At 52.4% G+C, this 24,329-nt stretch carries 23 protein-coding genes; 15 read left to right on the forward strand and 8 right to left on the reverse strand.

What is annotated here, in order from left to right:
* Positions 1–5: 5 nt before the first annotated feature.
* Positions 6–506: a barstar family protein gene (locus ACXYMU_RS03955; protein WP_458985053.1), complete on the forward strand. Its 501-nt coding sequence runs from the start codon at positions 6–8 to the stop codon at positions 504–506.
* A 79-nt stretch (positions 507–585) separates the two neighbouring features.
* On the opposite strand, the gene mdh is transcribed toward ACXYMU_RS03955, so the two are convergent.
* Together mdh and tilS are read right to left on the reverse strand one after the other, a co-directional pair.
* Positions 586–1,524, reverse strand: coding sequence for a malate dehydrogenase (gene mdh / locus ACXYMU_RS03960; protein ID WP_458985054.1), 939 nt, complete (start codon positions 1,522–1,524; stop codon positions 586–588).
* A gap of 233 nt (positions 1,525–1,757) precedes the next feature.
* A complete protein-coding gene (tilS, locus tag ACXYMU_RS03965; RefSeq protein ID WP_458985055.1) occupies positions 1,758–3,089 on the reverse strand; it encodes a tRNA lysidine(34) synthetase TilS in 1,332 nt (443 codons plus the stop codon).
* Positions 3,090–3,230: 141 nt separating this feature from the next.
* Between tilS and ACXYMU_RS03970 the strand changes: the two genes are divergently transcribed.
* The 9 genes from ACXYMU_RS03970 to ACXYMU_RS04010 all read left to right on the forward strand — a co-directional run bounded on the left by ACXYMU_RS03970 (position 3,231) and on the right by ACXYMU_RS04010 (position 11,347).
* Entirely contained in the window at positions 3,231–4,955 is a 1,725-nt protein-coding gene (locus ACXYMU_RS03970) for an OstA-like protein (protein ID WP_458985056.1), read from the forward strand.
* Between the two features lie 76 nt (positions 4,956–5,031).
* Complete coding sequence (locus tag ACXYMU_RS03975; protein ID WP_458985057.1) at positions 5,032–5,856, forward strand: outer membrane protein assembly factor BamD; 825 nt, start codon at positions 5,032–5,034, stop codon at positions 5,854–5,856.
* A 14-nt stretch (positions 5,857–5,870) separates the two neighbouring features.
* Positions 5,871–6,200, forward strand: coding sequence for a DNA-directed RNA polymerase subunit omega (locus ACXYMU_RS03980; RefSeq protein WP_458985058.1), 330 nt, complete (start codon positions 5,871–5,873; stop codon positions 6,198–6,200).
* Positions 6,201–6,209: 9 nt separating this feature from the next.
* Complete coding sequence (locus ACXYMU_RS03985) at positions 6,210–6,770, forward strand: flavoprotein (protein ID WP_458985059.1); 561 nt, start codon at positions 6,210–6,212, stop codon at positions 6,768–6,770.
* Positions 6,751–7,413 (forward strand): bifunctional phosphopantothenoylcysteine decarboxylase/phosphopantothenate--cysteine ligase CoaBC, encoded by a 663-nt coding sequence (coaBC, locus tag ACXYMU_RS03990; protein ID WP_458985060.1) that lies wholly within the window; start codon positions 6,751–6,753, stop codon positions 7,411–7,413. Before ACXYMU_RS03985 ends, coaBC begins: the two co-directional genes overlap by 20 nt.
* On the forward strand, positions 7,406–8,314 hold the full coding sequence (porD, locus tag ACXYMU_RS03995; RefSeq protein ID WP_458985061.1) for a type IX secretion system protein PorD: 909 nt from the start codon (positions 7,406–7,408) through the stop codon (positions 8,312–8,314). The genes coaBC and porD overlap by 8 nt, the downstream gene beginning before the upstream one ends.
* Positions 8,315–8,388: 74 nt before the next feature.
* Positions 8,389–8,619, forward strand: a complete 231-nt coding sequence (locus tag ACXYMU_RS04000; protein WP_458985062.1) for a hypothetical protein — start codon at positions 8,389–8,391, stop codon at positions 8,617–8,619.
* A gap of 159 nt (positions 8,620–8,778) precedes the next feature.
* Positions 8,779–10,476 carry a DNA repair protein RecN gene (recN, locus tag ACXYMU_RS04005; protein ID WP_458985063.1) on the forward strand — a complete coding sequence of 566 codons (1,698 nt, stop codon included), beginning with the start codon at positions 8,779–8,781 and terminating at the stop codon, positions 10,474–10,476.
* A gap of 58 nt (positions 10,477–10,534) precedes the next feature.
* On the forward strand, positions 10,535–11,347 hold the full coding sequence (locus ACXYMU_RS04010) for an enoyl-ACP reductase FabI (RefSeq protein ID WP_458985064.1): 813 nt from the start codon (positions 10,535–10,537) through the stop codon (positions 11,345–11,347).
* 98 nt (positions 11,348–11,445) lie between these two features.
* On the opposite strand, the gene ACXYMU_RS04015 is transcribed toward ACXYMU_RS04010, so the two are convergent.
* Genes ACXYMU_RS04015 through ACXYMU_RS04025 form a run of 3 tightly spaced genes read right to left on the reverse strand, consistent with a single transcriptional unit; the run spans position 11,446 to position 13,646 of the window.
* Complete coding sequence (locus ACXYMU_RS04015) at positions 11,446–12,954, reverse strand: M28 family peptidase (protein ID WP_458985065.1); 1,509 nt, start codon at positions 12,952–12,954, stop codon at positions 11,446–11,448.
* A gap of 44 nt (positions 12,955–12,998) precedes the next feature.
* Positions 12,999–13,370: a cupin domain-containing protein gene (locus tag ACXYMU_RS04020; RefSeq protein ID WP_458985066.1), complete on the reverse strand. Its 372-nt coding sequence runs from the start codon at positions 13,368–13,370 to the stop codon at positions 12,999–13,001.
* Between the two features lie 36 nt (positions 13,371–13,406).
* Entirely contained in the window at positions 13,407–13,646 is a 240-nt protein-coding gene (locus ACXYMU_RS04025; RefSeq protein WP_458985067.1) for a Kazal-type serine protease inhibitor domain-containing protein, read from the reverse strand.
* A gap of 215 nt (positions 13,647–13,861) precedes the next feature.
* Here ACXYMU_RS04025 and ACXYMU_RS04030 point away from each other — a divergent pair, with 215 nt between their 5' ends.
* The 3 genes from ACXYMU_RS04030 (at position 13,862) to ACXYMU_RS04040 (ending at position 15,513) form a co-directional block, all read left to right on the forward strand.
* The gene (locus ACXYMU_RS04030; RefSeq protein WP_458985068.1) at positions 13,862–14,266 is read left to right on the forward strand and encodes a hypothetical protein; all 405 of its coding nucleotides are present in this window, start codon (positions 13,862–13,864) and stop codon (positions 14,264–14,266) included.
* A gap of 171 nt (positions 14,267–14,437) precedes the next feature.
* Entirely contained in the window at positions 14,438–14,812 is a 375-nt protein-coding gene (locus ACXYMU_RS04035; RefSeq protein WP_458985069.1) for a YtxH domain-containing protein, read from the forward strand.
* 329 nt (positions 14,813–15,141) lie between these two features.
* Entirely contained in the window at positions 15,142–15,513 is a 372-nt protein-coding gene (locus ACXYMU_RS04040; RefSeq protein ID WP_458985070.1) for a YtxH domain-containing protein, read from the forward strand.
* Positions 15,514–15,588: 75 nt separating this feature from the next.
* Here the strand turns inward: ACXYMU_RS04040 and lysS are convergent, their stop codons facing one another.
* Both lysS and ACXYMU_RS04050 read right to left on the reverse strand, forming a co-directional pair.
* Positions 15,589–17,130: a lysine--tRNA ligase gene (gene lysS, locus ACXYMU_RS04045; RefSeq protein WP_458985071.1), complete on the reverse strand. Its 1,542-nt coding sequence runs from the start codon at positions 17,128–17,130 to the stop codon at positions 15,589–15,591.
* Positions 17,131–17,385: 255 nt separating this feature from the next.
* Positions 17,386–18,414, reverse strand: a complete 1,029-nt coding sequence (locus ACXYMU_RS04050; protein ID WP_458985072.1) for a hypothetical protein — start codon at positions 18,412–18,414, stop codon at positions 17,386–17,388.
* A gap of 229 nt (positions 18,415–18,643) precedes the next feature.
* Between ACXYMU_RS04050 and ACXYMU_RS04055 the strand changes: the two genes are divergently transcribed.
* Positions 18,644–19,801, forward strand: coding sequence for a trans-sulfuration enzyme family protein (locus ACXYMU_RS04055; protein WP_458985073.1), 1,158 nt, complete (start codon positions 18,644–18,646; stop codon positions 19,799–19,801).
* A gap of 216 nt (positions 19,802–20,017) precedes the next feature.
* Entirely contained in the window at positions 20,018–22,471 is a 2,454-nt protein-coding gene (locus tag ACXYMU_RS04060) for a choice-of-anchor J domain-containing protein (RefSeq protein ID WP_458985074.1), read from the forward strand.
* A 74-nt stretch (positions 22,472–22,545) separates the two neighbouring features.
* On the opposite strand, the gene ggt is transcribed toward ACXYMU_RS04060, so the two are convergent.
* Positions 22,546–24,135, reverse strand: coding sequence for a gamma-glutamyltransferase (ggt, locus tag ACXYMU_RS04065; RefSeq protein ID WP_458985226.1), 1,590 nt, complete (start codon positions 24,133–24,135; stop codon positions 22,546–22,548).
* Positions 24,136–24,329 lie beyond the last annotated feature (194 nt).

The following is a 24,329-nucleotide window of genomic DNA, read 5'->3' on the forward strand; positions in this document are numbered from 1 at the left end:
GGGGTATGGCGGTGTTCAGGAACGAACCGGAGGAGTGGCAACGGCTAGACTGGATGATCCTACAAAGCGGCTATACCTGCCTGTACTCCCGCCAGGAGTTTCTGGTAAGGGATATGCTGTGGTTTAGGCAGGAGCGTTACCGGGTATTGGAGTTTGACTGCACTACCTGGAAAAACGAAGCCACCCTGCACATGGACCTGAAGCAGAAACTGCGTTTCCCGGAACGACACAGCAGTAATTTCGATGCCTTGCACGACAGCCTGAAAGAGATCAGCATCACCGGGAAAGGCATGGTGTTGGTCCTGCATCATTTGGATGCGGTGCACTCAGAAACATCGCAAAAGCTTTTGAACACCCTGGTGGTGGCTTCGCAGTGGCATTTGCTGTTAGGGGAGCGGCTACTGACCCTCGTGCAGGTCGATGATTCGGAAAAGACTTTTGAGCCGGTAGGGGCAAGACCGGTTAACTGGAACCCGCATGAGTGGCTATCGCCTCCTGGTCCGTAACTCCCGCTAAAAACAGAGACAGCTGCGGCGCTTCCATTTAGGAGCGCCGCAGCTGTCTCTAAGAAAAATTTATAGGCGGTTACGCTTTGGCAGACATATTGTCTAGCGCATCCATTACTTCTTTTACGTGGCCGCGTGAGGTTTCGAGCAGTTGCTTCTCCTCGTCGTTCAGTTGCAGCTCGATCACTTTCTCGATACCGTTCTTGCCCAGGATTACCGGAACGCCCAGGTATACGCCGTCAATGCCATACTCGCCCTCCAGCTTCACGCAAACCGGGAACACACGGCGCTGGTCGCGCACGATGGCTTCCACCATTTGTGCCGCTGCCGAGCCCGGAGCATACCAGGCAGAAGTGCCCATTAGCTTCACCAACTCACCGCCGCCAGACTTGGTGCGCTCAATAATAGCGTTCAACTTGTCCTCTGCAATCAGCTCCGTCACCGGGATGCCGCCAACCGTGGTATAGCGTGGCAGTGGCACCATCGTGTCGCCGTGGCCACCCATCAAGACTGCCTGGATATCTTTTGGAGACACGTTCAGCTCCTCTGCCAGGAACGCTCTGTAGCGCGCTGTATCCAGAATACCGGCCATACCCATCACGCGGTTGCGCGGGAACTTGGAGGTCATGTGCGCCGCATAGGTCATCACATCCAGTGGGTTAGAAACCACGATGATGATGGCGTTTGGCGAGTGCTTTATCACATTCTCTGTCACAGACTTCACGATGCCGGCGTTTGTAGAGATCAGGTCATCGCGGGTCATGCCGGGCTTGCGTGGCAGGCCGGAGGTGATCACCACCACGTCAGAGTCCGCCGTGCGGCTGTAATCGTTGGTTACGCCAACAGTGCGGGTGTCATATAAGTTAATCGGGGATTTCTGCCAGATATCAAGCGCCTTGCCCTCGGCAAAACCCTCTTTAATATCCACTAAAACTACTTCGTTCGCGATTTCGCGGTAAGCCAGCACATCAGCGCATGTTGCGCCTACGTTACCCGCTCCAACTACTGTTACTTTCATTTCAGATATGTTTTATTTTGTTTGAGATTCAATTTACTTCAGTAAATCTAACAAAATCTACTATTAATCAGCGCTAAAGTTTTCGTTTCATCTCCGGCATCAGTGCGGGTATACCATAAAGCTCCCAGCAGTTACGAGATTTATAACAGATGCGCCATCCCTATCAAAAATAGCTTTCCCGATGCTGTCAGCCCTTCGAATTTTGCATCCGCCCTTGCTGACATAAAATCTTGTCAGGCGTTACGCGTCATCATAATCTCTACCACTTGCTCGGTCTTATCGGTTACCTTAAAGCGGTTATCGGGGCGGTGGCCCACCACCCAGGCAATGGACTGGTCTGAGACTAATACCAGCGTCTGGGGCTTTAGGTTAGCGGGCACTTTCTTCTCGATCAGCAGATCACTGATTTTCTTTTTCCCGTTCATGCCCAGCGGCACAAACCAGTCGCCTTCCTGCCAGGCACGCAGCTTCAAAGGGAATTTTAGTTGGCCCGCATCAAGCGCGGCAACATGGGCTTTGGTGTTCAGCTTATACTCCCCGGCGGCAACGTAGCGGATGCTAAAGCTCAAATTCCCGGCCTCCGTGCTGGTGTCGCCCTCGTTGATGAGGGTACAGCCGAAATTGCTGAGGTTGCGGGGCGTGATCACCAGCTGTTCGCGGTCCTTCACGAGGGTATGAGTAGGGGAGTCGAACTGCTTGCCCGAAATGCCCTCCAGCGCCTGTACCAGCTCCAGCACCACGCTATAGCTAAAATGGTAGGGGCGGAGCAATTCATGCAGCACCACCGGCAGTCCGGTGGCATTTTGCAGCGGCCCCAGCGATAGGTATACCGCATCCTCCTCCTCTTTCAAGCTTTGCGCCCCGAGCTGCCGGATGTAGGCCGCCACAATAGCCTCAGCATGGCTCACGCGCTCGGCGGTCTGCTGCATGGTTTCCTCCAGGCTCGGGTTGATTTCCTTCAGCACCGGAATCACCTCGTGCCGGATCTTGTTGCGCTGGTACTTGGTGGTTTCGTTCGAGCTGTCCTCGCGCCATACTATTTTCTGGGTTGTCACAAACTCGTAAATGTCGTCTTTGGTGATGGAGAGCAGCGGGCGGATGATGTGTCCGTTCTTTGGCGGGATGCCATGCAGGCCCGCAATGCCAGTGCCTTTGGTGAGGTGCAGCAATATGGTCTCGGTTGTGTCGTTGCTATGGTGCGCCGTGGCGATGTAGTCGTAGCCCTCCCGCTGGCGCACCGCCTCAAACCATTGGTAGCGCAGCGTGCGGGCAGCCATTTGTGTGGAAAGCTTCTCCTGTTCAGCGAAGGCGCTGGTGTTGAAATTTTCCGTAAAAAACGGCACCTCATACTTTTTGGCCAGCTTTTTGACAAACAGTTGATCGGCCTCCGCCTCTTCGGCACGCAAGCCGAAGTTACAGTGGGCAACCGCGAAGTCATACTTAAGCTGGTGCAGCACCTCGCAAAGTACGGTAGAGTCGATACCCCCGCTCACGGCGGCTAATATTCTGCTCTCTGGCTGGCAGAGGCGATGGGATTGTATGAAACCTGAAACTTTCTGTAGCATAAAGCAGCGGCTGGTGAAATTTTTCTAATTTTGATTTTTGAAGTACTGAGATAGTAGGCGTTAGGCATTGGACTTTAAGAAGCAGCGACGCTGTGAAAGCCCATCCGCCCAACCGTTAGTATCTAGCATCCGGATTTGTAAATGAAGCTCACAAAACTACTGTTTTCTCTTGTCTTTACGCTGTTTACGGTGGTGGTTTTCGCGCAGCAGCGGCCAACACCGCCGCCTAAACCAAAACTGCAGGACAGGCAACAGCAACCGCCACAGCCCAGGGTGCAGCAGGTCCCGACTGACAAGGTGCAGCTCCTGCCCGGCACCGACTCTCTGGTGGGTGGTGTTTTCAATGGCCAGCGCATCGACAAGCTCTATGGCAAGGTGAAGTTCAAGCAGAAAGACACCATGCTTTCGGCCGACTCGGTGTACCGTTACAAGGAAACCGGTCTGCTGGAAGCCTTCGGGAATGTGCGGATCAACCAAGGCGACACCGTGACCATTACGGGCAACCAAGCCTTCTACGATGGTACCCTGCGCACCGCCAAAATGACCGGCAACGTGGTGATGCAAGACCCCCGCATGACGCTCAACACGCCCAGCCTGGATTACGATCTGAACGCCAAGACAGCGGTTTATACTGAAGGCGGCGTGATTGTGGACCCGGAGAACCGCCTGGAGAGCCGGGTAGGCTCCTACGACGTGACCTCCAAGATGTACAACTTCCAGCAAAACGTGCGGGTCACTACCAAAGACTACAAAATCACCTCAGAGAACATGCGTTACAATACGCTGAGTAAGATTGTGTACTTTCAGGGGCCTACCATTATTAAGGGGCAGCAAGGCGATTTGTATGCAGAGGAAGGGGTATACAACACGATTACCAAGATATCGAACTTTGGCCGAAACGCTTACATCCTGACCAAGGAATACCGCTTGGGTGGCGATAAGCTGCACTACAACCAGAATACGGGGTATGGCTATGCCGAAAAGAATGTGACCTTGCGCTCGCTCAAAGACGATGTGACCATACGTGGGCAGGTTGGCCGTTACTGGCGCGAAAAAGGGGAGGCCAAGGTATATGGCGGTGGTGCCCTGATGGAAACCAAGCTCGATAACGATACGCTGTTTCTAGCTGCTGACACCCTCTACTCGCGAGAGGCGAAGCAGCCCGGTGCTGCCAGTATGGTGTTTGCCTACCCTAACGTCAAGATCTTTAAGTCTGATTTGCAGGGAAAGGCCGACTCGCTGAGCTATAATCGAACCGACTCGGTGATGCACCTGAACAAAAAGCCCATACTTTGGAGCGATAACAGCCAGTTGGCCTCCGATACGATCCATATGGTGCTGAAGAACAAGACCATCGACCGGATGGATATGTATAGCAATGCATTCATCACCTCCGAGGATACCTTGCAAAACTATAACCAGGTGAAGGGGCGGGATATGACAGCCTTTTTCGAGGAGGGTAAAATACTGCGCGTGAACGTGAACGGCAATGGCGAGAGCCTTTATTTTGCCTTGCAGGGCGATACCATCCTGACAGGTATGAACAAAGCGATTTGCAGCGACATGGTGCTTCGGTTTGATAACAGCAAGCTCAAAAGAATCTCCTTTCTGGTGCAGCCCGACGCCAGTTTTGTGCCACCGCACGAGCTAAAGCCCACCGACAAGGAGTTGGAGGGCTTTGCCTGGATGAAGGAGCTGCGGCCCACTAAGCGCGAGGTGCTGGCCAGGCGCACAGCCGGCACCACTACGGCGCCAAAGGCGAAAGCCAGTTCCAAACAGCCAAAAGCAAAGCCTAAAAAGGCGGCGCCACCTGCCAGACAGAAGCCCGAAGAACCTAAGAGAGGCCTCCTAAAGCAAAAAAACTAACGCTTTGAGCAGTTTCGGCAGCCAATACCATAGTATTCTTGTAAATCATTCGGATATTCCATAATTTTGCCTGTTCATGAATAAAGGCTTTTTACATACCGCAGTGCTTTTTTGCCTGTTACTGCTTGCCAGTGGCTGTAGCAACTATCAGAAGCTTCTGAAGAGCAACGACATCACCAAAAAGTACGAAGCAGCACTCAAGTTTTATGAGGAGGAGGACTTCTACCGGGCATCGCAGCTGTTCGACCAGATAACCCCTTTGCTGGCAGGTACCGACAAGGCTGAAAACGCCCTGTTCTATCAGGCGCAGGCGCATTATCAGCAGGGCAACTATATACTGGCAGATGCGTATTTCAGGAACTTTTATACCACCTACCCACGCAGCCCGCTAGCCGAGCAAGCCGCTTTCATGCAGGCGGAGTCGTTGTATGAGCAGTCGCCGGGCTATGAGGAGGACCAGACCCCGACCGTGACGGCCATCCAGGCGTATGAGGAGTTTGCCGTGCAGTACCCGAACAGCGAGTACGTGCCGCAGGCCAACCAGAAGATCGAGGAGCTGTACGTGAAGCTGGACAAGAAAGAGTTTTACCAGGCTCGTTTATACTACCAGTTGCGTTACTGGCGCTCAGCCGTGGTGGCCTTCAATAACTTTCAGCGTGAGCACGCTTCTTCTCCTTACAGCGAGGATGCCGCTTTCCTGAAGTTAGAGTCGCAGTACCGCTTTGGTATGGAGAGTGTGCTCAGCAAGCAGGAAGAGCGTTTGGAAGAAGCGATCGATTATTTTCAGGGCTTCGTGGACCAATACCCCGATAGCAAATACAAGCGCAATGCCGAGCAAATCTATGACCAGACACGGTCGGAGCTCGAAAAAATAAAGAAGAACAAAAAGCAGAATACCTAAAAGTATAGAGACATATGGCAGCAGTTTCATCATCAATCGTTACCCGCAACATGGCCGACTTTGCAGAGCAAACCGGCAACGTGTATAAGTCTGTGGCAGTAATTTCTAAAAGAGCAAACCAGATTTCGGTGAAGCTGAAGGAGGAATTGAACTCTAAGCTGGCTGAATTCGCCACCACTGTGGATAACCTGGAGGAGGTATTCGAGAACCGCGAGCAGATCGAGATCTCTAAGTACTACGAGCGCCTGCCAAAGCCAACTAACCTGGCGATAGAGGAATTCCTGGAAGGAAAGGTTTATGTAAGAACCCCAGACGAGGAGCCGCAGGAGGAAATCAACCTGTAAGGCAGGCGAATGCTCCAGGGCAAAAAAATCATATTGGGCGTTTGCGGCAGCATCGCGGCTTATAAAGCGGCGCTGTTGGTTCGCTTACTGATAAGAGCAGAAGCAGAAGTACAGGTGATCCTGACCACTTCTGCTTCTGCTTTTATAACCCCCCTCACTTTGGCCACGCTTTCCAAAAGGCCCGTGCTCACAGAGTTTGTGAAGGACGAGACCGGCGTTTGGAACAACCACGTGGACTTAGGGCTATGGGCCGATGCGTTAGTCGTGGCCCCGGCAAGCGCAAACACGGTCGCTAAAATGGCCAACGGTTTCTGCGATAACCTGCTTTCCGCTACTTATCTCTCGGCAAGATGTCCGGTGTTTTTCGCGCCTGCCATGGATTTGGATATGTACCAGCATCCGGCAGTGCAGAACAACTTTACGAAGCTGCTGGGGTATGGCAACCGCATCATCGAGGCAGGGTATGGCGAACTGGCCAGCGGCCTGGTAGGGCAGGGGCGCATGGCCGAGCCAGAGGAAATTGTACAGCTACTTCAGAACTTCTTCGCAGGTGATCCAAAGATCGTTTAAAGGCAAAACCGTGCTCCTGACCGCAGGGCCAACGCAAGAGCCTATTGACCCCGTTCGTTTTATCGGCAACCACTCTACCGGCAAAATGGGGTATGCTTTAGCGGAGTGCTTTGCCGCACATGGCGCTACCGTATACCTGGTATCCGGGCCTACGAGTCTCACTACTGACCATCCGAACATCACAGTGAAGCACGTAACCACTGCCGATGAAATGTATGCAGCTGTGCTGCAGCAGGCCGACGCCGCCGACATTTTAGTGTACGCCGCCGCTGTGGCCGACTACAAACCGAAAGCGGTGGCTGATAAAAAAATCAAAAAATCCGGGAACGAGCTGACGATTGAACTGGTTAAGAACGTTGATATAGCAGCGACACTGGGGCAGCGCAAAGGGGCGGGGCAGTTTTCGGTGGGTTTTGCTCTCGAAACGCACAACGAAAGCGCGAATGCCCGGGAAAAACTTCAGAAAAAGAACCTGGACATGATCGTGCTGAATTCCCTGAATGACCCAGGAGCAGGCTTCCGCCACGATACCAACAAGGTAACCATACTGGAGCCGGAAACGGTCACGACTTTCGAGTTGAAGCCGAAAGCCGAGGTCGCGCAGGACATCATCAACTTAATTTGGGAGAGAGTACATGGCTAAGAACGTATTTGTATTGCTGCTGCTGCTTTTTAGCACCGCGTGGGTAGCCCGGGCGCAGGAACTGCAGTGTGATGTAGTGGTAAACAGCGAACAAGTACAGTATACCGACCGGCAGCTGTTCACGGACATGCAGAACAGCATCTTCGAGTTTATGAACAACCGCCGCTGGACGGATCAGGCTTATGGCCCAGATGAGCGTATCAAGTGCCGCCTCCTGATTAACCTGACCAGTATGCCCGAGATTGGGACTTTCCAGGCAAACGTGCAGGTGGTTTCGGTACGCCCGGCCTACGGCACTGCCTACGAATCCACGCTATTCTCTTTTATTGACAAGGACTGGACCTTCCGGTTCAACACAGCCCAACCGCTTGATTTTGCGGAGAACAACTACACCTCCAACCTCTCCTCGATGCTGGCCTTTTATGCCTACATGATTGTGGGGATGGATAACGACAGCTTTGGGCGGCTTGGGGGCGCAGGTTCCTTCGACCGGGCAAGAAACATCCTTAACATTGCGGCCTCGCAGGGCGCGGGGTTTACGGGCTGGAAGGCTTTTGACGGTAACCGCAACCGCTACTGGCTAATTGATAACCTTCAGGACCCGCAATTTTTGCCGTTCCGCGAAGGACTCTACAACATGCACCGGCAGGGGCTTGACATCATGGCCGAAAACCCGGAGAAAGCGCGCGGCACTGTGCTAACCTTTTTAGAAACGCTCCCGGCCCTGCAGCGCCAAAAGCCGAACTCTGCTATCCTCCGCTCCTTCTTCGATGCCAAGACTGATGAGCTGGTGAACATGTTCAAGACGGCCACCCCGGCACAAAAGCAGCAGGCCTTCACCATTTTATCGCAGGTAGACCCCACCAACAATGCCAAGTACAACGATTTGCTAAAACGCTAATATTTTTAGATTTTCACGAATTCGGCGTATCTTCGCGCACCCGGCAGCAAAGCCGGCTTTATACCTCAAAGCTTATGGGCAAGCGGCAACAGCGCATTTTCCGAAAAGACATCTCGCAGCATTCACAGGAACTACTCGAACAAAAATCTGTTCAAGTGATTTTACGCAGCAAAGTAGTCATCAACGGGGAGCTTACCAGCTTGACTAGCGAGGAAATCCAACTAAAGGACCTGCGCTTTAATAAGCATACCTTGCCGCTTGATGACGTGGAAGAGATCATTTACGATGTTGAGGCCCCGTATTAGCCTCCCGTAACGCTGGCTGCTTTTTCCTAGAAAGGAGACAGAGATCACACGTGTATCTTGTGTCTTGCTTTTCTTACTTTATAATTCAATAGAATTTCCGAACTTTAGTCAGGCGAATAATCTAACATTTCGCGTCCAAAGTTATGTGTGCCTTCCTATATGCTGACAGATCTTAAAATAAAGAATTACGCCCTGATTGAGAAACTGGAGATGAACCCATCGCCGGTACTCAATATCATTACGGGTGAGACCGGTGCTGGTAAATCCATTATGCTAGGTGCGATTGGCCTGCTGCTGGGAAACCGTGCCGACTCCAAGCTCCTTTTTAAGCAGGACGAAAAGTGCGTGATAGAGGGCGTGTTCGACATTTCGAGCTATAACCTGAATGAGCTTTTCTTGAAAGAGGACCTGGACTACGATAACCAGTGCATTCTGCGCCGCGAGATCAGCCCAAGCGGTAAAAGCCGCGCCTTTGTGAACGACACCCCCGTCACGCTGGACGTGATCCGGAAGATTGGGGAGAACCTGATGGACGTGCACTCGCAGCACGACACGCTGCAACTCGGCGATACCAGCTACCAGCTCAACATCCTGGATATATATGCCGGCAACACAGCCGCCATGGGCAATACTACTTTCGATGTTTACGCGGGCAATTTATCATACCTGCGCAAGTACAACGAGGCTTATCGCCAGTATAAAAAGCTGGAAAGCGACTACAAAAAGCTAACCGACCAACTGGCCCAGGCCCAAAAGGAGCATGACTATCATGCCTTTTTGCTGAATGAGCTGGACGAGGCCGGACTTCAGGAAAAAGAGCAGGAAGAACTGGAGGAGGAACTGAAGCAACTGGAGAACGCAGAAGACATTAAACTGAAGCTGACGCAGGCCGTGCAAAGCCTCACCGAGTCGGAGTTTAACATTACCTCGGCGCTGAAAGACACCGTGCATCTTATCGGGCAGCTGGCGCAATTTTCCTCGAAATACGAGGAGCTGCGCACGCGCACCGAAAGCTGCATGATTGAGCTGAATGACATTGCCGGCGAACTGGAGGATGCTGACCGCAACACTGAAGCCGATCCGGAGCGAACCGTGGAAGTACAGGAGCGTCTCAACCTGATTTATACCCTCCAGCGCAAGCACCAGGTGCAGACCATTGCCGAATTGCTGAGCATAAAGCGCGAGCTGGAGGAGAAGGTAGGCAGCGTGCTGAACCTGGACACGGCCATCGCCAACACCGAAGCAGCTATGAAAAAGGCCGAGAAAGACGTGAAAGAAAAAGCCGCCGTGCTTTCGGAGCGTCGCCGTGCCTCATTCGATACCTTTGAGCAAGAGCTTTATACCCTGGTAGCTGATTTGGGTATGCCAAATGCCCGCATCGTCATCCAGCACAACGAAGTTGCCCCAACGCCAACGGGTACCGACGACATCAACATCCTGTTCAGTGCCAACAAAGGTGCCCAGCCACAAACCCTTATCAAAGCGGCTTCGGGTGGTGAATTCTCTCGCCTGATGCTGAGCATCAAGTATATGCTGGCAGATAAAACTGCTTTGCCAACCATCGTGTTTGACGAGATAGACACTGGTATATCGGGAGAGGTGGCCGTGAAAGTGGGCAAGATGATGCAGCAAATGGCGCAGAAACACCAGATCATCGCTATTTCGCATTTACCCCAGATTGCGGCGCAAGGCAACTCGCATTACTTCGTGTATAAGGAAGACACCGCCGAGCGTACCATTAGCCGCGTGCGCAAGCTGAACGAGGAGGAACGTGTGAACGAAATCGCGCACATGATTGCGGGTGCCAACCCAAGCGCCAATGCCTATCAAAGTGCGAAAGAGTTGCTTTCACTCTAAAGAGATATTGCTATATTGCTGCCTTAAACGTGGTAAATCATAAAAATACATAGAAGACATGTCTTATAACCTGCTAAAAGGAAAGAAAGGAATCATCTTTGGCGCCTTGGACGAAAAGTCGATTGCCTGGAAGGTAGCCAAGCGCGCCCACGAGGAAGGCGCTGAGTTCGTGCTGACAAATGCACCGCTTGCCATGCGTATGGGCGAGATAAAGAAGTTGGCAGAGGAGTGCAATGCGGAGATTATTCCGGCGGATGCTACGTCTGTTGAGGATTTAGAGAACCTGTTCACCAAGTCTCAGGAGATTCTGGGCGGCAAGATCGACTTCGTGCTGCACTCGATCGGTATGAGCCCGAACATCCGCAAAGGAAAGTCTTACGGCGACCTGAACTACGACTGGTTCATGAAAACGCTTGACGTGTCTGCGCTGTCTTTCCATAAGATGATGCAGGTAGCCGAGAAGCAGGATGCACTGAACGATTGGGGTTCTATCGTGGCGCTGTCCTACATCGCGGCACAGCGCGTGTTCCCGGATTATACCGATATGTCGCAGGCGAAAGCACTGCTGGAGTCTATTGCCCGTAACTACGGCTACCGTTTAGGCAAGCAGAAAAACGTGCGCGTAAACACCATCTCCCAGTCCCCGACCAAAACAACTGCCGGTACGGGCGTGGGCGGTTTCGACGTGTTCTATGACTATGCCGATAAGATGTCGCCGCTTGGCAACGCGTCTGCGGAGGCTTGCGCCGATTATACCATCACCCTTTTCTCTGACCTAACCAAAATGGTGACAATGCAGAACCTGATGCACGATGGTGGTTATAGCAGCATGGGTATCTCTGAGGATATCATTGAGGCGCTACAGAAGTAATTCAGCATACCGAATTTATAAAATAGAAGGGCCTCTGCTACAATAGCAGAGGCCCTTCTATTTTATTTTTTTGTTGATGCTATTTCAAAAAATACTTTTTATCGCCTATCAAATTTAGCACTTGGGTCTACATCAGGGCGTTGCAGGTTTTCTGAAACGGCCCAGCCGGTGGCATACATCCATTGGGTCATCTTGGTCAGCTTTTCCAGGTCAATACGTTCCGCTTCGTCGCGGGGGGTATGGTAATCGGGGTGGAGGAGTGTGGTGAAGAAAATGGCCGGGATACCCGCCTGGGCGTAAGGCAGGTGGTCACTGCGGAAGTACCAGTTCTCCGGGTGGGTGGCCTCGTCCCAGGATGTGTCAATCGTGAACCTGGTGTGTTGCTTATTCGCTTCCAGTGCTGCCTCCACTAACTTATTGGAGTTGCGATGGGGTGGTATAGAGCCAAGCAAAGCAGCAGAGTCCGGGGCGTTGCGTCCAATCATGTCGCCATTCAGCACCGCTACGATGCTGCCTTTATCCACGGTAGGGTGTTCCACGAACCACCGGGAGCCAAACAGACCGCGCTCCTCCGCGCCGTGCCACACAAACAAAGCCGAGCGTTTGCCTGGGTTTTTCACCCAACTGCGGCCAATGGCCAAAAGCGCTACTGTTACCGAGGCATTATCGTCAGCACCGTTATAGATGGAATCGCCATCTACAGGAGCACCAATGCCGTCATGGTCGTGGTGGCCGCTGAAAAGCACGTACTCATTCTTTAGGCTCGGGTCAGCGCCGGGTGCCTTCGCCACCACATTCATGGAAGGGTAGGTATAGCTATTCACTCTGATGTCGGCGGTGAGTTTGGCACCCGCTTGGCGCAGGCTGGGCGCGACAGAAGAGTGCGCCAGCAGCACGGGTGCACTGTTGTTTTGCCCCTTGGCGTCAGCTTCCATAGTATAGGTGCCGTCCTCAAACACATGGCCCATAAAGCCGAAATCTTCCTCTGCCTTTGCGTCTGTTACCAGCACGATTGCGGCTGCTTTCTGATTCCTCAAGGCCTTGGTTTGCTGGCGCAGGGCCGATGCCACATAGCGGTAATTCCAAAGGCTCATACCAGTAGCGGGTAATGGTTTCGGGGCCTGCAAGGTCATCGCGATCACTTTGCCCTTCAGGTTGTGTTTCGCGGTGTCGGCCAGCGCGTTCAGCCATACTACCGGGGCATCAAGGCGAATTTCAGCGGGGTTGGTAACCCATACCTGCTGCCACAGTTTCAAAGGTTTTTTACTAATGCTGATCGTGCTGTTGTCGGCTACCTGCATGCGGCTGATCGGGAAGAATTGGAAATAAGTGCCATCCTCGCCGGCTGGTTCTAAGCCGGCCTCGCGGGCCTGCTCCACCACCCAGGCCGCAGCCCGCAGCTCGTCTACCGTACCGGCTCGCTTGCCGCGCATCGCATCACCGGACAACTCAAAAAGATCCTTGCGTAGCTCTTCCGTGCGGATTGAATTTAGATCCAGCGCCTGTGAGTTTGTAGCCTCTGGTGCAGATTTACTTATGGGGGTTTGGGTGCAAGCCGCCGTGGCCAGTAAAGCGGCAAAAAGCCATGTGCTATAAAAATGTTTCATGTCCTTTTATTGGGAAGGTGAGTGTGTCTTTTTAGTGGGTTCTGTTATTCATCCTCCCGATGCACCGTGCTGATATCGAAGGCCGGGATGCAGACAGACCAGTACTCGGCCTCCTCGTCATAAGGATTGGCGTAGCGCACACGGGCACCGGCTTTGATCAGCAACGATTCTCCGGCTTTCACTTCCACTTCCTCGCCATCAATCTCAATGCGCTTTCGGCCACGGGTTACGATCGTTATCTCGTCGAATTCCGGTTTTTGGTGCGGCTCGCCCCAGTGCGGTGGTGCCACCATGTGGGCCACACTGAATCCGCCGGTTCGGGTAGAGGCGTGGCCAAAATGCTCCTCAATCAGTTTCCCGTCGTGGGTAGGCACCCGAAAAGGATTGGTCTGTTTAAAATATTTTTTATCGCTCATAGCTGTATTTGTTTAACTAATAGTTGGCTCTCATGGCTAAGGTTGGCTGTTGCAAGGGCCGGCAGTATAACCTGTGACCCCTGCTATATCGGCCATGCAGGCATTGCTGTAGGTCTTGCCATCGCAGCCGCACACAGGGTCATACTGCATGGTGCAAATGCCCTCCGGGTTAATTTTCTGGGGGTCGATGCAAGAGGACTGCACGTTTTTCTGGCTGGTGCAGGAGAGCAGGCTGGTGCATGCTAGTGTCAGAACAGCCCATGTCAAAATCTTCATGGAAACAGGTTGGTGGTGTGTACGGGCTTATACGCAGCTGTATGGGATATTGTGCAGGCATTAACCTAGTATGGCGATACCCGTATGTATTTCACGAAGTGCAAAACTATGGAATATATCCAGAGAAACGATTATTTCTGGGTATAGCTGAACTGCCGGTCCAAGCTTAAAAACAAAGAGAACCAGATCCCATGTACACCAAAACAAACAAAACGATGGATAATTTAAATAACGATAACAGTAAGATACTCCTGGCCTCGCTGGCAGGCTTGGGGGCCGGTATATTGGCGGGTGTGCTGCTCGCACCGGAAGACGGCCGCGCAGCCCGCGAAAATGTGCGCCAGAGCCTGACGGAGGCCGGCGATGAGATTAACCAGACCCTCAAGCGCTGGACAGCTAACCTGAAATCCAGAAAAGGCCAGCAGCAAGACGATGAGCTGGTGATGCATGGCTCTTGGGAGGATGTGAGAAGGCAACTCCGAAACAACTATGCAGAACTAACCGAGGATGACCTAGCCTATGAGCAGGGTGGTGAAAAAGACCTGCTGGACCGTTTGCAAATCAGGCTCGGCAAAACAAAAGACGAAATCGTGCACCTGATCTCGGAGCTGAAATTCTAGAGAATCCTTGCGCATTGCATTGATTTAGCAGATTTTAGGACCATCGGTATAGCTTTAAGCTTACTATAATTGAATTCTTCTGTATAGTTATAACTTAATGCTATATATGAACGTTACTAAATACATAGATAATCAACAGCTTTTAAATTAATTTAATAACAACCTAAAACTATGAAAGATAATAGCGGAAAGATATTGCTGGCTATGTTGGCCGGTGCAAGCGCAGGTGTAATTGCCGGTTTGATGATGGCTCCTGACACAGGCGAGGCTACCCGTACAAGTGTTAAAAAATGGGCTGGCAAAGTAAGCAAGGACTTAGAGAAGAACTTGCAGACCGGTTTGGACGAGATCAAGAACATGAGCAACGAGGCTTATGCGAAAGTAAATGAAACCATGAAGAAAGACGGCGCCAACACCACAGGTACTGGCCATACGTCTGCTTCTACGACAGGCTCAACCGGAAGCACCACGGGCACTTCTGCGACTGGCGCATCTGCCACCGGCTCAACCGGATCTGCTGCAGGTTCAACCGGAAGTAATGTATAAGGTTATTGGTTAGGTAACTGCAGCAACCGACAGGTTGCCTGTAGGCCTAAAGAAAGCGCCTGCTCTACGGAGCAGGCGCTTTTGTTTTTAGCGGGGCCGCTAACCAATTGCCTTGGCTCCCGTTTATATAGATGACGATTTGATAACAATCAGGTCAATTTTTTAAAACGAAGGCAATTATTTTTTTTAATTCAAACTAGACTATGAAAACTCATATGGAATGCAGATCCCTCGGTGAAAATCCATCAAACTACACTACGAATTCGTCTATCCGTCAAATAAAGCAAAAGCCCGACACCTCAACAAAGAAAAGCAGTGGAGGAGCAGGTATGGCAATAGGGCTTGTGGCCGGCGCAGCCGTTGGAGCATTGGCCGGGGTGTTGTTAGCGCCTGATAAGGGAAATGTTACCCGCAAAAAGGTAGCAGACTCAGCCACGAAACTCGGAGACAAAGTAAACAAAAGCTATGCCTCCGGCAAAGAAAAGGCCAGTGCCTGGACAGATAAACTGACGAAGAAGGACGGTACAACGAACGCCTATGTGAACAAGGCACCTAACTTATCAGCAACTGACAGTTCAGGCAAGCCCGCTACCACAGCTGCCGGCACCTGGAAGAAAAGCCCGTACACAGACCCTGACAAGTGGGATGATCAGGAAGTGAAGAACATGACTAATACGGCCAGAAACACACCGGGCGTGTAATAAATTTTAAGATAAAACAGAAAGCGCCTGCTATACTTTAGCAGGCGCTTTCTGTTTACAAGCTATTTATAGAGGTTACTTCTCCTCTTCTTTCTTAGCCTGTTTTTCCGGCTTCATCTGCGGGAAGAACAGTACATCCTGAATCGAGTGCGAGTTCGTCATGATCATGCTCAGGCGGTCGATACCGATACCCAGACCGGCTGTAGGCGGCATGCCGTACTCCAGGGCACGCAGGAAGTCCTCGTCCAGCACCATGGCCTCCGTATCGCCGCGCTTGCCCAGTTCCAGTTGCTCCTCGAAGCGGGCGCGCTGGTCAATCGGGTCGTTCAGCTCAGAGAAAGCGTTGCAGATTTCCTTGCCGTTGCAGATCGCCTCGAAGCGCTCTACCAGACCTGGCTTGCTGCGGTGCTTCTTCGCCAGCGGGCTCATCTCCACAGGGTAGTCCGTAATGAAGGTTGGCTGGATCAGGTATGGCTCACAGGTCTCCCCGAAAATCTCGTCGATGATCTTTCCTTTTCCTAAGCTAGGGTCGATCTTGATGCCAAGGCCTTCGGCTGTCTGGCGCAGTTCCGGCTCTTCCATCTCCGAGATATCGATCTTCGTGAAGTGCTCAATCGCCTCGAACATGGTGAAACGCTTCCAGGGGCGCTTGAAGTTGATGATGTTCTCACCCACCTGTACTTCCGTTTTCCCGTGCAGGTCCAGGGCTACTTTTTCCACCATAGCTTCCACCAGGTCCATCATCCAGTTATAGTCTTTGTAAGCCACGTATAGCTCCACCTGCGTAAACTCCGGGTTGTGGAAACGGCTCATACCCTCGTTACGGAAGTCCTTTGCAAACTCAAACACCCCGTCAAAACCACCCACGATCAGGCGCTTGAGGTATAACTCGTTGGCGATGCGCATGTACAGCGTCATGTCCAAGGTGTTGTGGTGCGTTTTGAAAGGACGGGCAGCGGCACCACCGTAAAGCGGCTGCAGGATTGGGGTTTCTACCTCTAAATAGCCTTTGTCGCCCAGGAAGCTGCGCATAGAGTTTACCAGCTGCGTGCGCTTCTTGAAAGTCTCACGCACATGCGGGTTCACGATCATGTCTACATAGCGCTGGCGGTAACGCAGTTCCGGGTCGCTGAAGGCGTCGTATACATGCTCCACACCGTTCTCGTCCACCTCACGCTTCACAATCGGAAGGGGCTTCAGTGATTTAGTGAGCACGGTCAGTTCTGTTACGTGCACCGACGTTTCGCCAACCTGTGTTACGAAAGCGTAGCCTTTTATCCCGATGAAGTCACCGATGTCCAGCATCTTCTTGAACACCGTGTTATACATATCCTTGTTCTCGCCCGGTGCAATGTCGTCGCGCGATACGTAGATCTGGATACGGCCTGTGCTATCCATCAGCTCTGCAAAAGAGGCTTTCCCCATCACGCGGCGGCTCATCAAGCGACCTGCCAGCGTCACTTCCTGAAAGTTATTCTGCTCTTTATCGAAATTCTCCTTTATCTCTTTGGCAGTGGCAGTAACTTCAAAGGTCTCAGAAGGGTATGGGTTGATACCCATTTTCTCCAACTCTTCGCGCTCGTGGCGTCTGCGTAGTTCCTGTTCGCTCAATTGCATGCTATTTCTAAGTAATAGTGGTCGTTTTAAACAATCTGCAAAATTCGTAAATAAATAGCAGCTTTGAAAAGTTTAATTGCTGATTTAACTGCGCAGATGCGATTGCCATGTTGCGGACCGACCAGGCGCAGACGGTTAGAGACAAGGCAGGGTGTATTGTGGGCGATTGTGAGTTCAGGCTTACATGGGGCAACAACAAAAAGCTCCCGCAGGATGAACCTACGGGAGCCAGGAATATGTACATGAAGAAGCCGCTTACGCCGCCTGCCCCAATCGGTAATCCTCTTCACCGAGCAGCGGCTTGATGCGCTCGTGCATACGGGCAGCCACAAAAGAATGCTGCAAGTGCTTGGGCAGTTCCTGTACGAAGGCCTCGTATTGGGTAATGCCCATGGCCTGCGCCACATAGCTCTCGTGCACGCCATTCAGGTAACTCACAATCTGCAACAGCGACTCATGAAACAGCTTAAAGTCGATGTCGGCTTGCACAAAACGCTCTATCTCGCGGTGCGACGATGAGATGCGAAGGCGCGCCATCAAATCAAAGATAGAGGTATAACCCAGGCGCCAGGTGAGCTGCTGCCAATGCTGCGGACCGAACTTCTGTAACACCTCGTTGGTGCGGCTGCTGCGGATGGCTGTTGCCGGATTTGTCTGCACCTGCTGCCGTACCTGTTTGGCCTTTTGGCGGCGGGTCGTACGCAAAAACTGCCCGATCTGCGCCTGTGCCTCTAGTTCCTTGCCCGCAATCTGCAAACCGGGCTTGTAGTGGGCCAATGGCAGGCGGTTGACGTTAAACTCATCGAAGTGACCGGAAGCGTAAAAGCCTATGGCACGCGGGTAAGCGTTTCTGACCACTAGCCGGCCCGCCTCGCGGAGCACCAAGCCTTCATGCCCTGATGTAACGCCACGCGTACGCAGGAAAGCCTGCAAGCCTGCAAACACAGTATAATAAGCCTGCGGGAAAGTCCAGTGCAGGGCATTGCGCATATAAGCCTCGTCACCCAGTTCTGCCGTTGCGCGCAGGGCATATTCAGTACTCCAGCAGCTCAACATCAGGCGTTTCACTTCCGCTAGGTCGTGTTCGCTCAGCTCGGGCTTCGCCTCTTTAAAGAAAGCCAGGTGGTCCAGGCCATTGTCGTTGAAGTGCTGGATATGATAATTTATAGCAAAAAAGTAGTTCAGAAATACCTGTGCCGGAATAGATTTCTGCCACTCTTTTTCGGTCGCTTTCTGCTCCTCCGGATACAGCGAAACAACGTTTTCCTCTTCTTTCTCTTTCATACATACACAACACTTCAGGGCTGCTATCAGTTGCATGAAATGCTAAAAATTATAGTATAAAACAGGCCTTTAGAGACTGTGAGAGGAGTTTTTGAAAATAATTTTAAGATGTCTCATGAGGAGTTTAACAAAGCGTTAAATATTGCTAATTAAATTAGTTTTATCGCGTAGGATGGTAAATACGTAAGAGGGCTATAGGGATTAAGCGTCGGGTATAAACAGCAGTAAGATGGATATATCATACATTATCAACGAACTAGGAGAGGAGCGGGAAAAGTATTTTGACGCCGTAGCGCCACCCATTATCCAGACCAGCAATTTCGCCAGCAGTTCTGTTGCCGAGATGCGGCAGAAGCTGCAGCAAGAATCCGAGGTTTACCTTTATACCCGCGGCAACAACCCCACCGTCCGGATACTGGAGCAGAAACTGGCGGCACTCGAAAAAGCGGAGGATGCGATTGCCTTTGGCAGTGGGATGGGGGCCGTGTCGGCGGCGGTACTCTCGCAGGTGAAGGCAGGCGACCATATTGTGTGCGTGCAGCAGGTGTATACCTGGACTAAAAATTTGCTGCGTAAATTTCTGCCGCGCTTTGGGATACAGGTTACGATGGTGAAAGGCAGTGAGGTCGAGTTGCTGGAGCAGGCCATCCGGCCAAACACTAGACTGCTCTACCTTGAGAGCCCGACTTCCTTTACCTTCGAACTGCAGGACCTGCAAGCGGTAGCGGCACTGGGCAGGCGGTATAATTGCACCACCATCGTAGACAACAGCTTTGCCAGCCCACTCTACCAGAACCCGCTTGCGTTTGGCATCGACCTGGTGGTGCATTCCTGCACCAAGTACATTGGCGGCCACTCTGACGTGATGGGCGGTATCGTTTGCGGATCCAGGGAGCAGATCACTAATATATTCAGGAATGAGTACATGACGCTGGGTGCCGTGATGTCGCCGCACGATGCCTGGCTGTTTATACGTGGCTTACGCACCCTGCCGGTGCGCATGGAGCGGGTGGCCGCCTCTACTCGCAAAGTTGTCGACTACCTGGCCAACCACCCCAAAGTAGCGCAGGTGCTGTTCCCGTTTCTGCCAGACCACCCGCAGTATGAACTGGCTAAAAAACAGATGCGTGACAATGCGGGCCAGTTTTCCATTATCCTTCGCACAGACAAACGCAGGAAAGTAGATGCCTTCTGCGACCACCTGCAGCATTTCCTGATGGCGGCTTCCTGGGGCGGGCACGAGTCGCTGATCTTCCCGATGTCGGCAGCCTACGCCTCCGACGACATGCAATTTGACCTGCCGCACAACCTCATCCGATTTTACATTGGTTTAGAAGATCCGGACTACCTGATACGTGATCTGGAACAGGCATTTGATGAAATGTAAACAATTGTTGGTCAAAGGTATAAATGCTGCCGTTGCTTGTTGGTGCGGATGGCAAAAGCGGGAGTCCGGGCAAACAGGTTTCGGTTAACTGCTCATTTCTGCTAAATTTGTAATGATAACCCGGTACGCCAGGTACCGCCGCAGTGCTTTTGCGGGTTAAATTTCTTTAGCCATTCGAGTCCTTACAATCCTTTCTAATAGCAATACAACAAGTCTATGGTGAAAAATTTACACAAGCTGACCGCTGTGGTGGTGGCTGGCCTATGCTTTTTTGCGGAGCTGCAGGTTAACGCACAGACAACGATTACGACATACCCTTACAAGCAGGATTTTAACACCTGCACCTACGGCAGCGAGACCCTGGCAGGGGGCTGGGCACAGGTGAGCCTGCAGGGCAACGGCACTTGGAGTTGCTCTGATTTTGGCCTGGACGGCACCGGCGCCATGCAGATGAACGGCTATGACAGCAGCGTGCGGAGCAGCGTTGAGAACGAAGACTGGCTGCTGTCTGAGGCATTTAACCTGGCAAGCCTGCCCAAACCCCAACTGTCATTCTGGAGCATCTCGAAATACCGGGGCCCGGGCCTCAAGCTGATGGTATCCACTACGTACGATAATTCCGGCACCATCAACCCTGCTGATTGGACTGAAGTTGAGGCGGCTTTTCCTGCTGTAGACTCTGATTCCTGGACGCAGGCGAAAGTGAGCATGGAAGCTTACAAGAACAGCACTGCTCTGTATGTTGCGTTCGTTTATACCTCCGGCGCCGGCTCGAACCAGGCATCGCGCTGGATGGTAGACAACGTGGAGGTGCGGGACGTAAGTCGCCAGTTGTTGACAGAGAACACAAGCTTAAACTTTGGCGATGTGGCTGTGGGGGCAGTCTCAGCTACCAGATCATTCCAGTTCAAGGCCGAAGGGTATGCGCAGGACGTGGTACTGACGGCACCGCAAAACTTTGAGATCTCGAAAGACAGCGAGGCTTTTGCCCAGGCGCTCACTTATACCCCTTCAGATGCCGCTACTGACCAAACAGTTTACGTGCGGTTTAAGCCTGCCACCAAAGCTGTTAAACTAACAGGTGCAATTTCGTTTACCAGCGGCACCGAACTAAACGAGCAGCGGGGCAGCCTGGCAGGTTCCTCTATTCTGCGGGACCAAACACTGGATATCGTCACCTGGAACATCGAGTGGTTCGGCTCTGCTGGTAACGGCCCTTCGGATGATGCCTTGCAGTTTGCCAACGCGAAGAAAGTGCTGCAAGGTTTGGAAGCCGACATCATTGGGGTACAGGAAATCTCGGACAGCGACGCTATCAGGAAACTGGCTGAGGAAATGGGGTATGGCTACGAGACAATGGAGACTGAGTGGCAGTCAGGTGACAATTCGCAGAAGCTTTACTTCCTGTACAATCCGGCGGTGGTGCGGGTCAAGAAAGAAAAGGTGCTGTTGTCTAAACTATACAGCGATATTGTAGCGGGCAATGCCACCCTGCCCAACTATCCGCACAGTAACAGCGCCACGTTCTGGGCCAGCGGCAGGCTTCCTTACCTGGTGCAGTTCGAGGTAAACCTGAACGGCATAACACAGACCGTAAACGTGGTGAACATCCACGCCAAAGCCAACAGCGGGGACGACATGCAGCAGTATGAGCGACGCAAATACGATGTGCAGGTATTAAAAGACTCGCTAGACGCGCAGTATGCCAACACGAACCTGGTGCTGCTTGGCGACTATAACGACGATGTGGATATTTCAGTGGTTGGTACTAACAACGCATCCACATACGAGGCTTTTGTTGTTGATGCAGGCTATGCAGCCCTAACCTACGAGCTTAGTGTGGCTGATGCAGCAACTTACCAATCTGGTTCGCTGCGGAGCTTCCTGGATCATATTATTATTTCGGAGCCCCTCACACAGGAGTACATCAGCAGTTCGGTGCAGGTGGAGGAAAAGTTTTTGAATACCATCACGGACTTTAGGGAAACCACGTCTGACCACGTGCCTGTTTCGGCCCGCTTTGATCTGAGCGTGACGCCTGTAGCGACCTTTGCGCAGAGCAGCCTGACTGTAGGGGAAGATGCTGGCAGTGTCATGGTAAACCTGGCCCTGTCTGAAGCCCAAGCTGCCGCCCAGACTATCACCATCACAACCCAGCCCGATGCAACGGCCACCGCCTCAGATTATACCATAGCAGGTATGGAAAGGGGCAAACTAACGCTTGCCGTGCCAGCGGGTGCCACCACGACCTCCTTCACCCTTGCCGTACTGGATGATAACGTGTTTGAGCCAACCAAGGAAGTGCAGTTCCAGATCAGTTTCACTAGCGCTAACCTGGCTGTAGGGGTACAGGCTGTATACAGCTTGCTTATCGAGGATAACGACAATACCACCGGCATAGCTGATGCCACCAAAGGGCAGTTCAAGGTTTATCCAAACCCAGCTGATGCGGCTGTACGCCTGATTTTGCCAGAGCGGGTAGCCAAACAGCAGACAATCCGCCTGGCTGTGCACGGGATGGATGGTAAGGCACATTTGATTGTGAATGGTACCCAAGAAAACGCGCAGCAGGTGCTGAACGCAGCGCTTGCCAAGTTGCCGAAGGGTATCTACCTCCTCCAGGTAATAGCTGGCGAAGAAGTATTCCAGAGCAGAATGCTGAAGCATTAATCCGTTAAAAACCTACGCCGAAAGGGGCCTGTTGTGTTCGCAACAGGCCCCTTTCGCTTGAATAGCAGGAAACATCAGAATCCGGCAGCGGCATCATCCCCACGTGGGTCGGCACCGGCCTCTAGCCTGCCATCGGGCAGTACCAGGATCGCATCAATCCGGCCATAGGGGTTTCTCTCCTTAAGCTTATACCCTTTGTTTTGCAGGATCTGCCGTACTTCCGGCGCAATGGCGCTTGGCTCGTGCTGAATCTCATCGGGGAGCCACTGATGGTGAAAGCGTGGTGCGGCCACTGCCTCCTGCATCGTCATGTTATGTGCTACCACATTCAGAATGGCTTGGTATACTGACGTAATAATAGTAGATCCTCCCGGTGAGCCCACAACCATATAGAGTTTGCCGTTTTTTTCGAGGATGGTGGGCGTCATGGAACTGAGCATGCGTTTGTTGGGGGAGATGGCGTTGGCTTTTCCTCCTACTAACCCAAACATGTTGGGCACCCCAGGCTTCACGCTGAAATCATCCATTTCATTGTTCAACAAAAACCCGGCACCTTCTACCACCACTTTCGAGCCATACCCACCATTCAACGTGGTTGTGGCAGACACAGCGTTGCCCTGGGGGTCTACGATGCTGAAATGGGTGGTTTGCTCTGTCTCATATACTGGCAAGTCGCCCGCTTTGATGGCGGAGGAGGGAGTGGCTTTAGCGAAATCAAAAGACGCCATGCGCTGTTTCAGGTAAGTTGGGTCCAACAGTTCCTGCAAAGGCACCTCCACAAAATCGGGGTCTCCCAGGTAAGTGGCCCGGTCGGCATACACGCGGCGTTCGGCTTCTGTCATGAGTTGCACGGCAGGGGCACTTTGCCAGCCATAGCTGCCCAGTTCGTAGGGTGCGGTAAGCTGCAGCAACTGCAGCAAGGCTACGCCGCCGCTGGATGGTGGTGCCATCGAAATCACCTGAAAGCCTTTGTAGGTTCCTTGCACCGGGTTGCGCCACACGGCGGTATAATGCTGCAAGTCCTCGTGCGTGATGATACCGTTGCTGCGCTGCATTTCGCGTACCAACAGGTCTGCCGTCTTGCCTGCATAGAAGCCTTCGCGGCCCTGGTCGCGGATACGCTCCAGGGTATGGCCGAGATCTGTGTGCCGGAGCGTATCGCCAGCCAGCCAGGTTCCTTCGGTTACCAGGTAGGGGCGGTGCTTGTTAAATTGGATGAAAGCGGCTTTGGTATAGTTCAGGCCATTGGCTTCTTTCTCTGTCAATACCACACCGTGCAGGGCCAGGTCAATGGCTGGTTGTACAAGCTCGGCCCAGGAGAGCGAGCCTAGTTTAGCATGCAACTGTACCATGCCGTCTACGGTGCCGGGTACGCCTGCTGCCAGGTGTCCGGCTGTGCTGAGCCCTTGCACTACATTGCCAGCAACGTCCTGGTACATGGTAGCTGTGGCAGCGCCTGGAGCCGTTTCGCGGTAATCAATAGTTCCGGTGGTGCCGTTGTGATGCCGGTATACCAGAAAGCCACCACCGCCAATGTTTCCGGCAGCAGGCAATACCACGGCCAGCGCAAACTGAGTGGCAACGGCGGCATCGTAGGCGTTACCCCCTTTTTTCAGAATCTCCATACCTATCCGCGACGCTTCAGGGTGTGCCGAAACCACCATGGCTTTATCTGTCACGAGTCCCCGCTGGAGGTCTTGCGAAGCTTTAGGCTGCGTTGCGCAGCTGCTGATCAAAAACGGTATAAGCAGGAGGAGCCCCAGGAAACTAGAGGGACAAGGGGTAGAAGATCGTCGGTTTAAGCAGAAGGAGTGTGGCATAATGGGAGGATTAGCGTAATCTAATATAAAAAACGCCA

The sequence above is a fragment of the Pontibacter sp. CAU 1760 genome (assembly GCF_054482735.1).

Bases quoted from the DNA above. Each gene is read 5' to 3' on its own strand.
- mdh (WP_458985054.1), bottom strand. From the start codon at position 1,524: ATGAAAGTAACAGTAGTTGGAGCGGGTAACGTAGGCGCAACATGCGCT.
- ACXYMU_RS04055 (WP_458985073.1), top strand. From the start codon at position 18,644: ATGGATATATCATACATTATCAACGAACTAGGAGAGGAGCGGGAAAAG.
- tilS (WP_458985055.1), bottom strand. From the start codon at position 3,089: ATGCTACAGAAAGTTTCAGGTTTCATACAATCCCATCGCCTCTGCCAG.
- ACXYMU_RS03980 (WP_458985058.1), top strand. From the start codon at position 5,871: ATGGCAGCAGTTTCATCATCAATCGTTACCCGCAACATGGCCGACTTT.
- ACXYMU_RS04040 (WP_458985070.1), top strand. From the start codon at position 15,142: ATGGCAATAGGGCTTGTGGCCGGCGCAGCCGTTGGAGCATTGGCCGGG.
- ACXYMU_RS04030 (WP_458985068.1), top strand. From the start codon at position 13,862: ATGGATAATTTAAATAACGATAACAGTAAGATACTCCTGGCCTCGCTG.
- ACXYMU_RS04060 (WP_458985074.1), top strand. From the start codon at position 20,018: ATGGTGAAAAATTTACACAAGCTGACCGCTGTGGTGGTGGCTGGCCTA.
- ACXYMU_RS04000 (WP_458985062.1), top strand. From the start codon at position 8,389: ATGGGCAAGCGGCAACAGCGCATTTTCCGAAAAGACATCTCGCAGCAT.
- ACXYMU_RS04020 (WP_458985066.1), bottom strand. From the start codon at position 13,370: ATGAGCGATAAAAAATATTTTAAACAGACCAATCCTTTTCGGGTGCCT.
- ACXYMU_RS03985 (WP_458985059.1), top strand. From the start codon at position 6,210: ATGCTCCAGGGCAAAAAAATCATATTGGGCGTTTGCGGCAGCATCGCG.
- ACXYMU_RS04015 (WP_458985065.1), bottom strand. From the start codon at position 12,954: ATGAAACATTTTTATAGCACATGGCTTTTTGCCGCTTTACTGGCCACG.
- ACXYMU_RS04050 (WP_458985072.1), bottom strand. From the start codon at position 18,414: ATGAAAGAGAAAGAAGAGGAAAACGTTGTTTCGCTGTATCCGGAGGAG.
- ACXYMU_RS03955 (WP_458985053.1), top strand. From the start codon at position 6: ATGGCGGTGTTCAGGAACGAACCGGAGGAGTGGCAACGGCTAGACTGG.
- lysS (WP_458985071.1), bottom strand. From the start codon at position 17,130: ATGCAATTGAGCGAACAGGAACTACGCAGACGCCACGAGCGCGAAGAG.
- porD (WP_458985061.1), top strand. From the start codon at position 7,406: ATGGCTAAGAACGTATTTGTATTGCTGCTGCTGCTTTTTAGCACCGCG.
- ACXYMU_RS03975 (WP_458985057.1), top strand. From the start codon at position 5,032: ATGAATAAAGGCTTTTTACATACCGCAGTGCTTTTTTGCCTGTTACTG.
- ACXYMU_RS04035 (WP_458985069.1), top strand. From the start codon at position 14,438: ATGAAAGATAATAGCGGAAAGATATTGCTGGCTATGTTGGCCGGTGCA.
- ACXYMU_RS04010 (WP_458985064.1), top strand. From the start codon at position 10,535: ATGTCTTATAACCTGCTAAAAGGAAAGAAAGGAATCATCTTTGGCGCC.
- recN (WP_458985063.1), top strand. From the start codon at position 8,779: ATGCTGACAGATCTTAAAATAAAGAATTACGCCCTGATTGAGAAACTG.
- ACXYMU_RS04025 (WP_458985067.1), bottom strand. From the start codon at position 13,646: ATGAAGATTTTGACATGGGCTGTTCTGACACTAGCATGCACCAGCCTG.
- ACXYMU_RS03970 (WP_458985056.1), top strand. From the start codon at position 3,231: ATGAAGCTCACAAAACTACTGTTTTCTCTTGTCTTTACGCTGTTTACG.
- ggt (WP_458985226.1), bottom strand. From the start codon at position 24,135: ATGGTGGTTTCGGCACACCCTGAAGCGTCGCGGATAGGTATGGAGATT.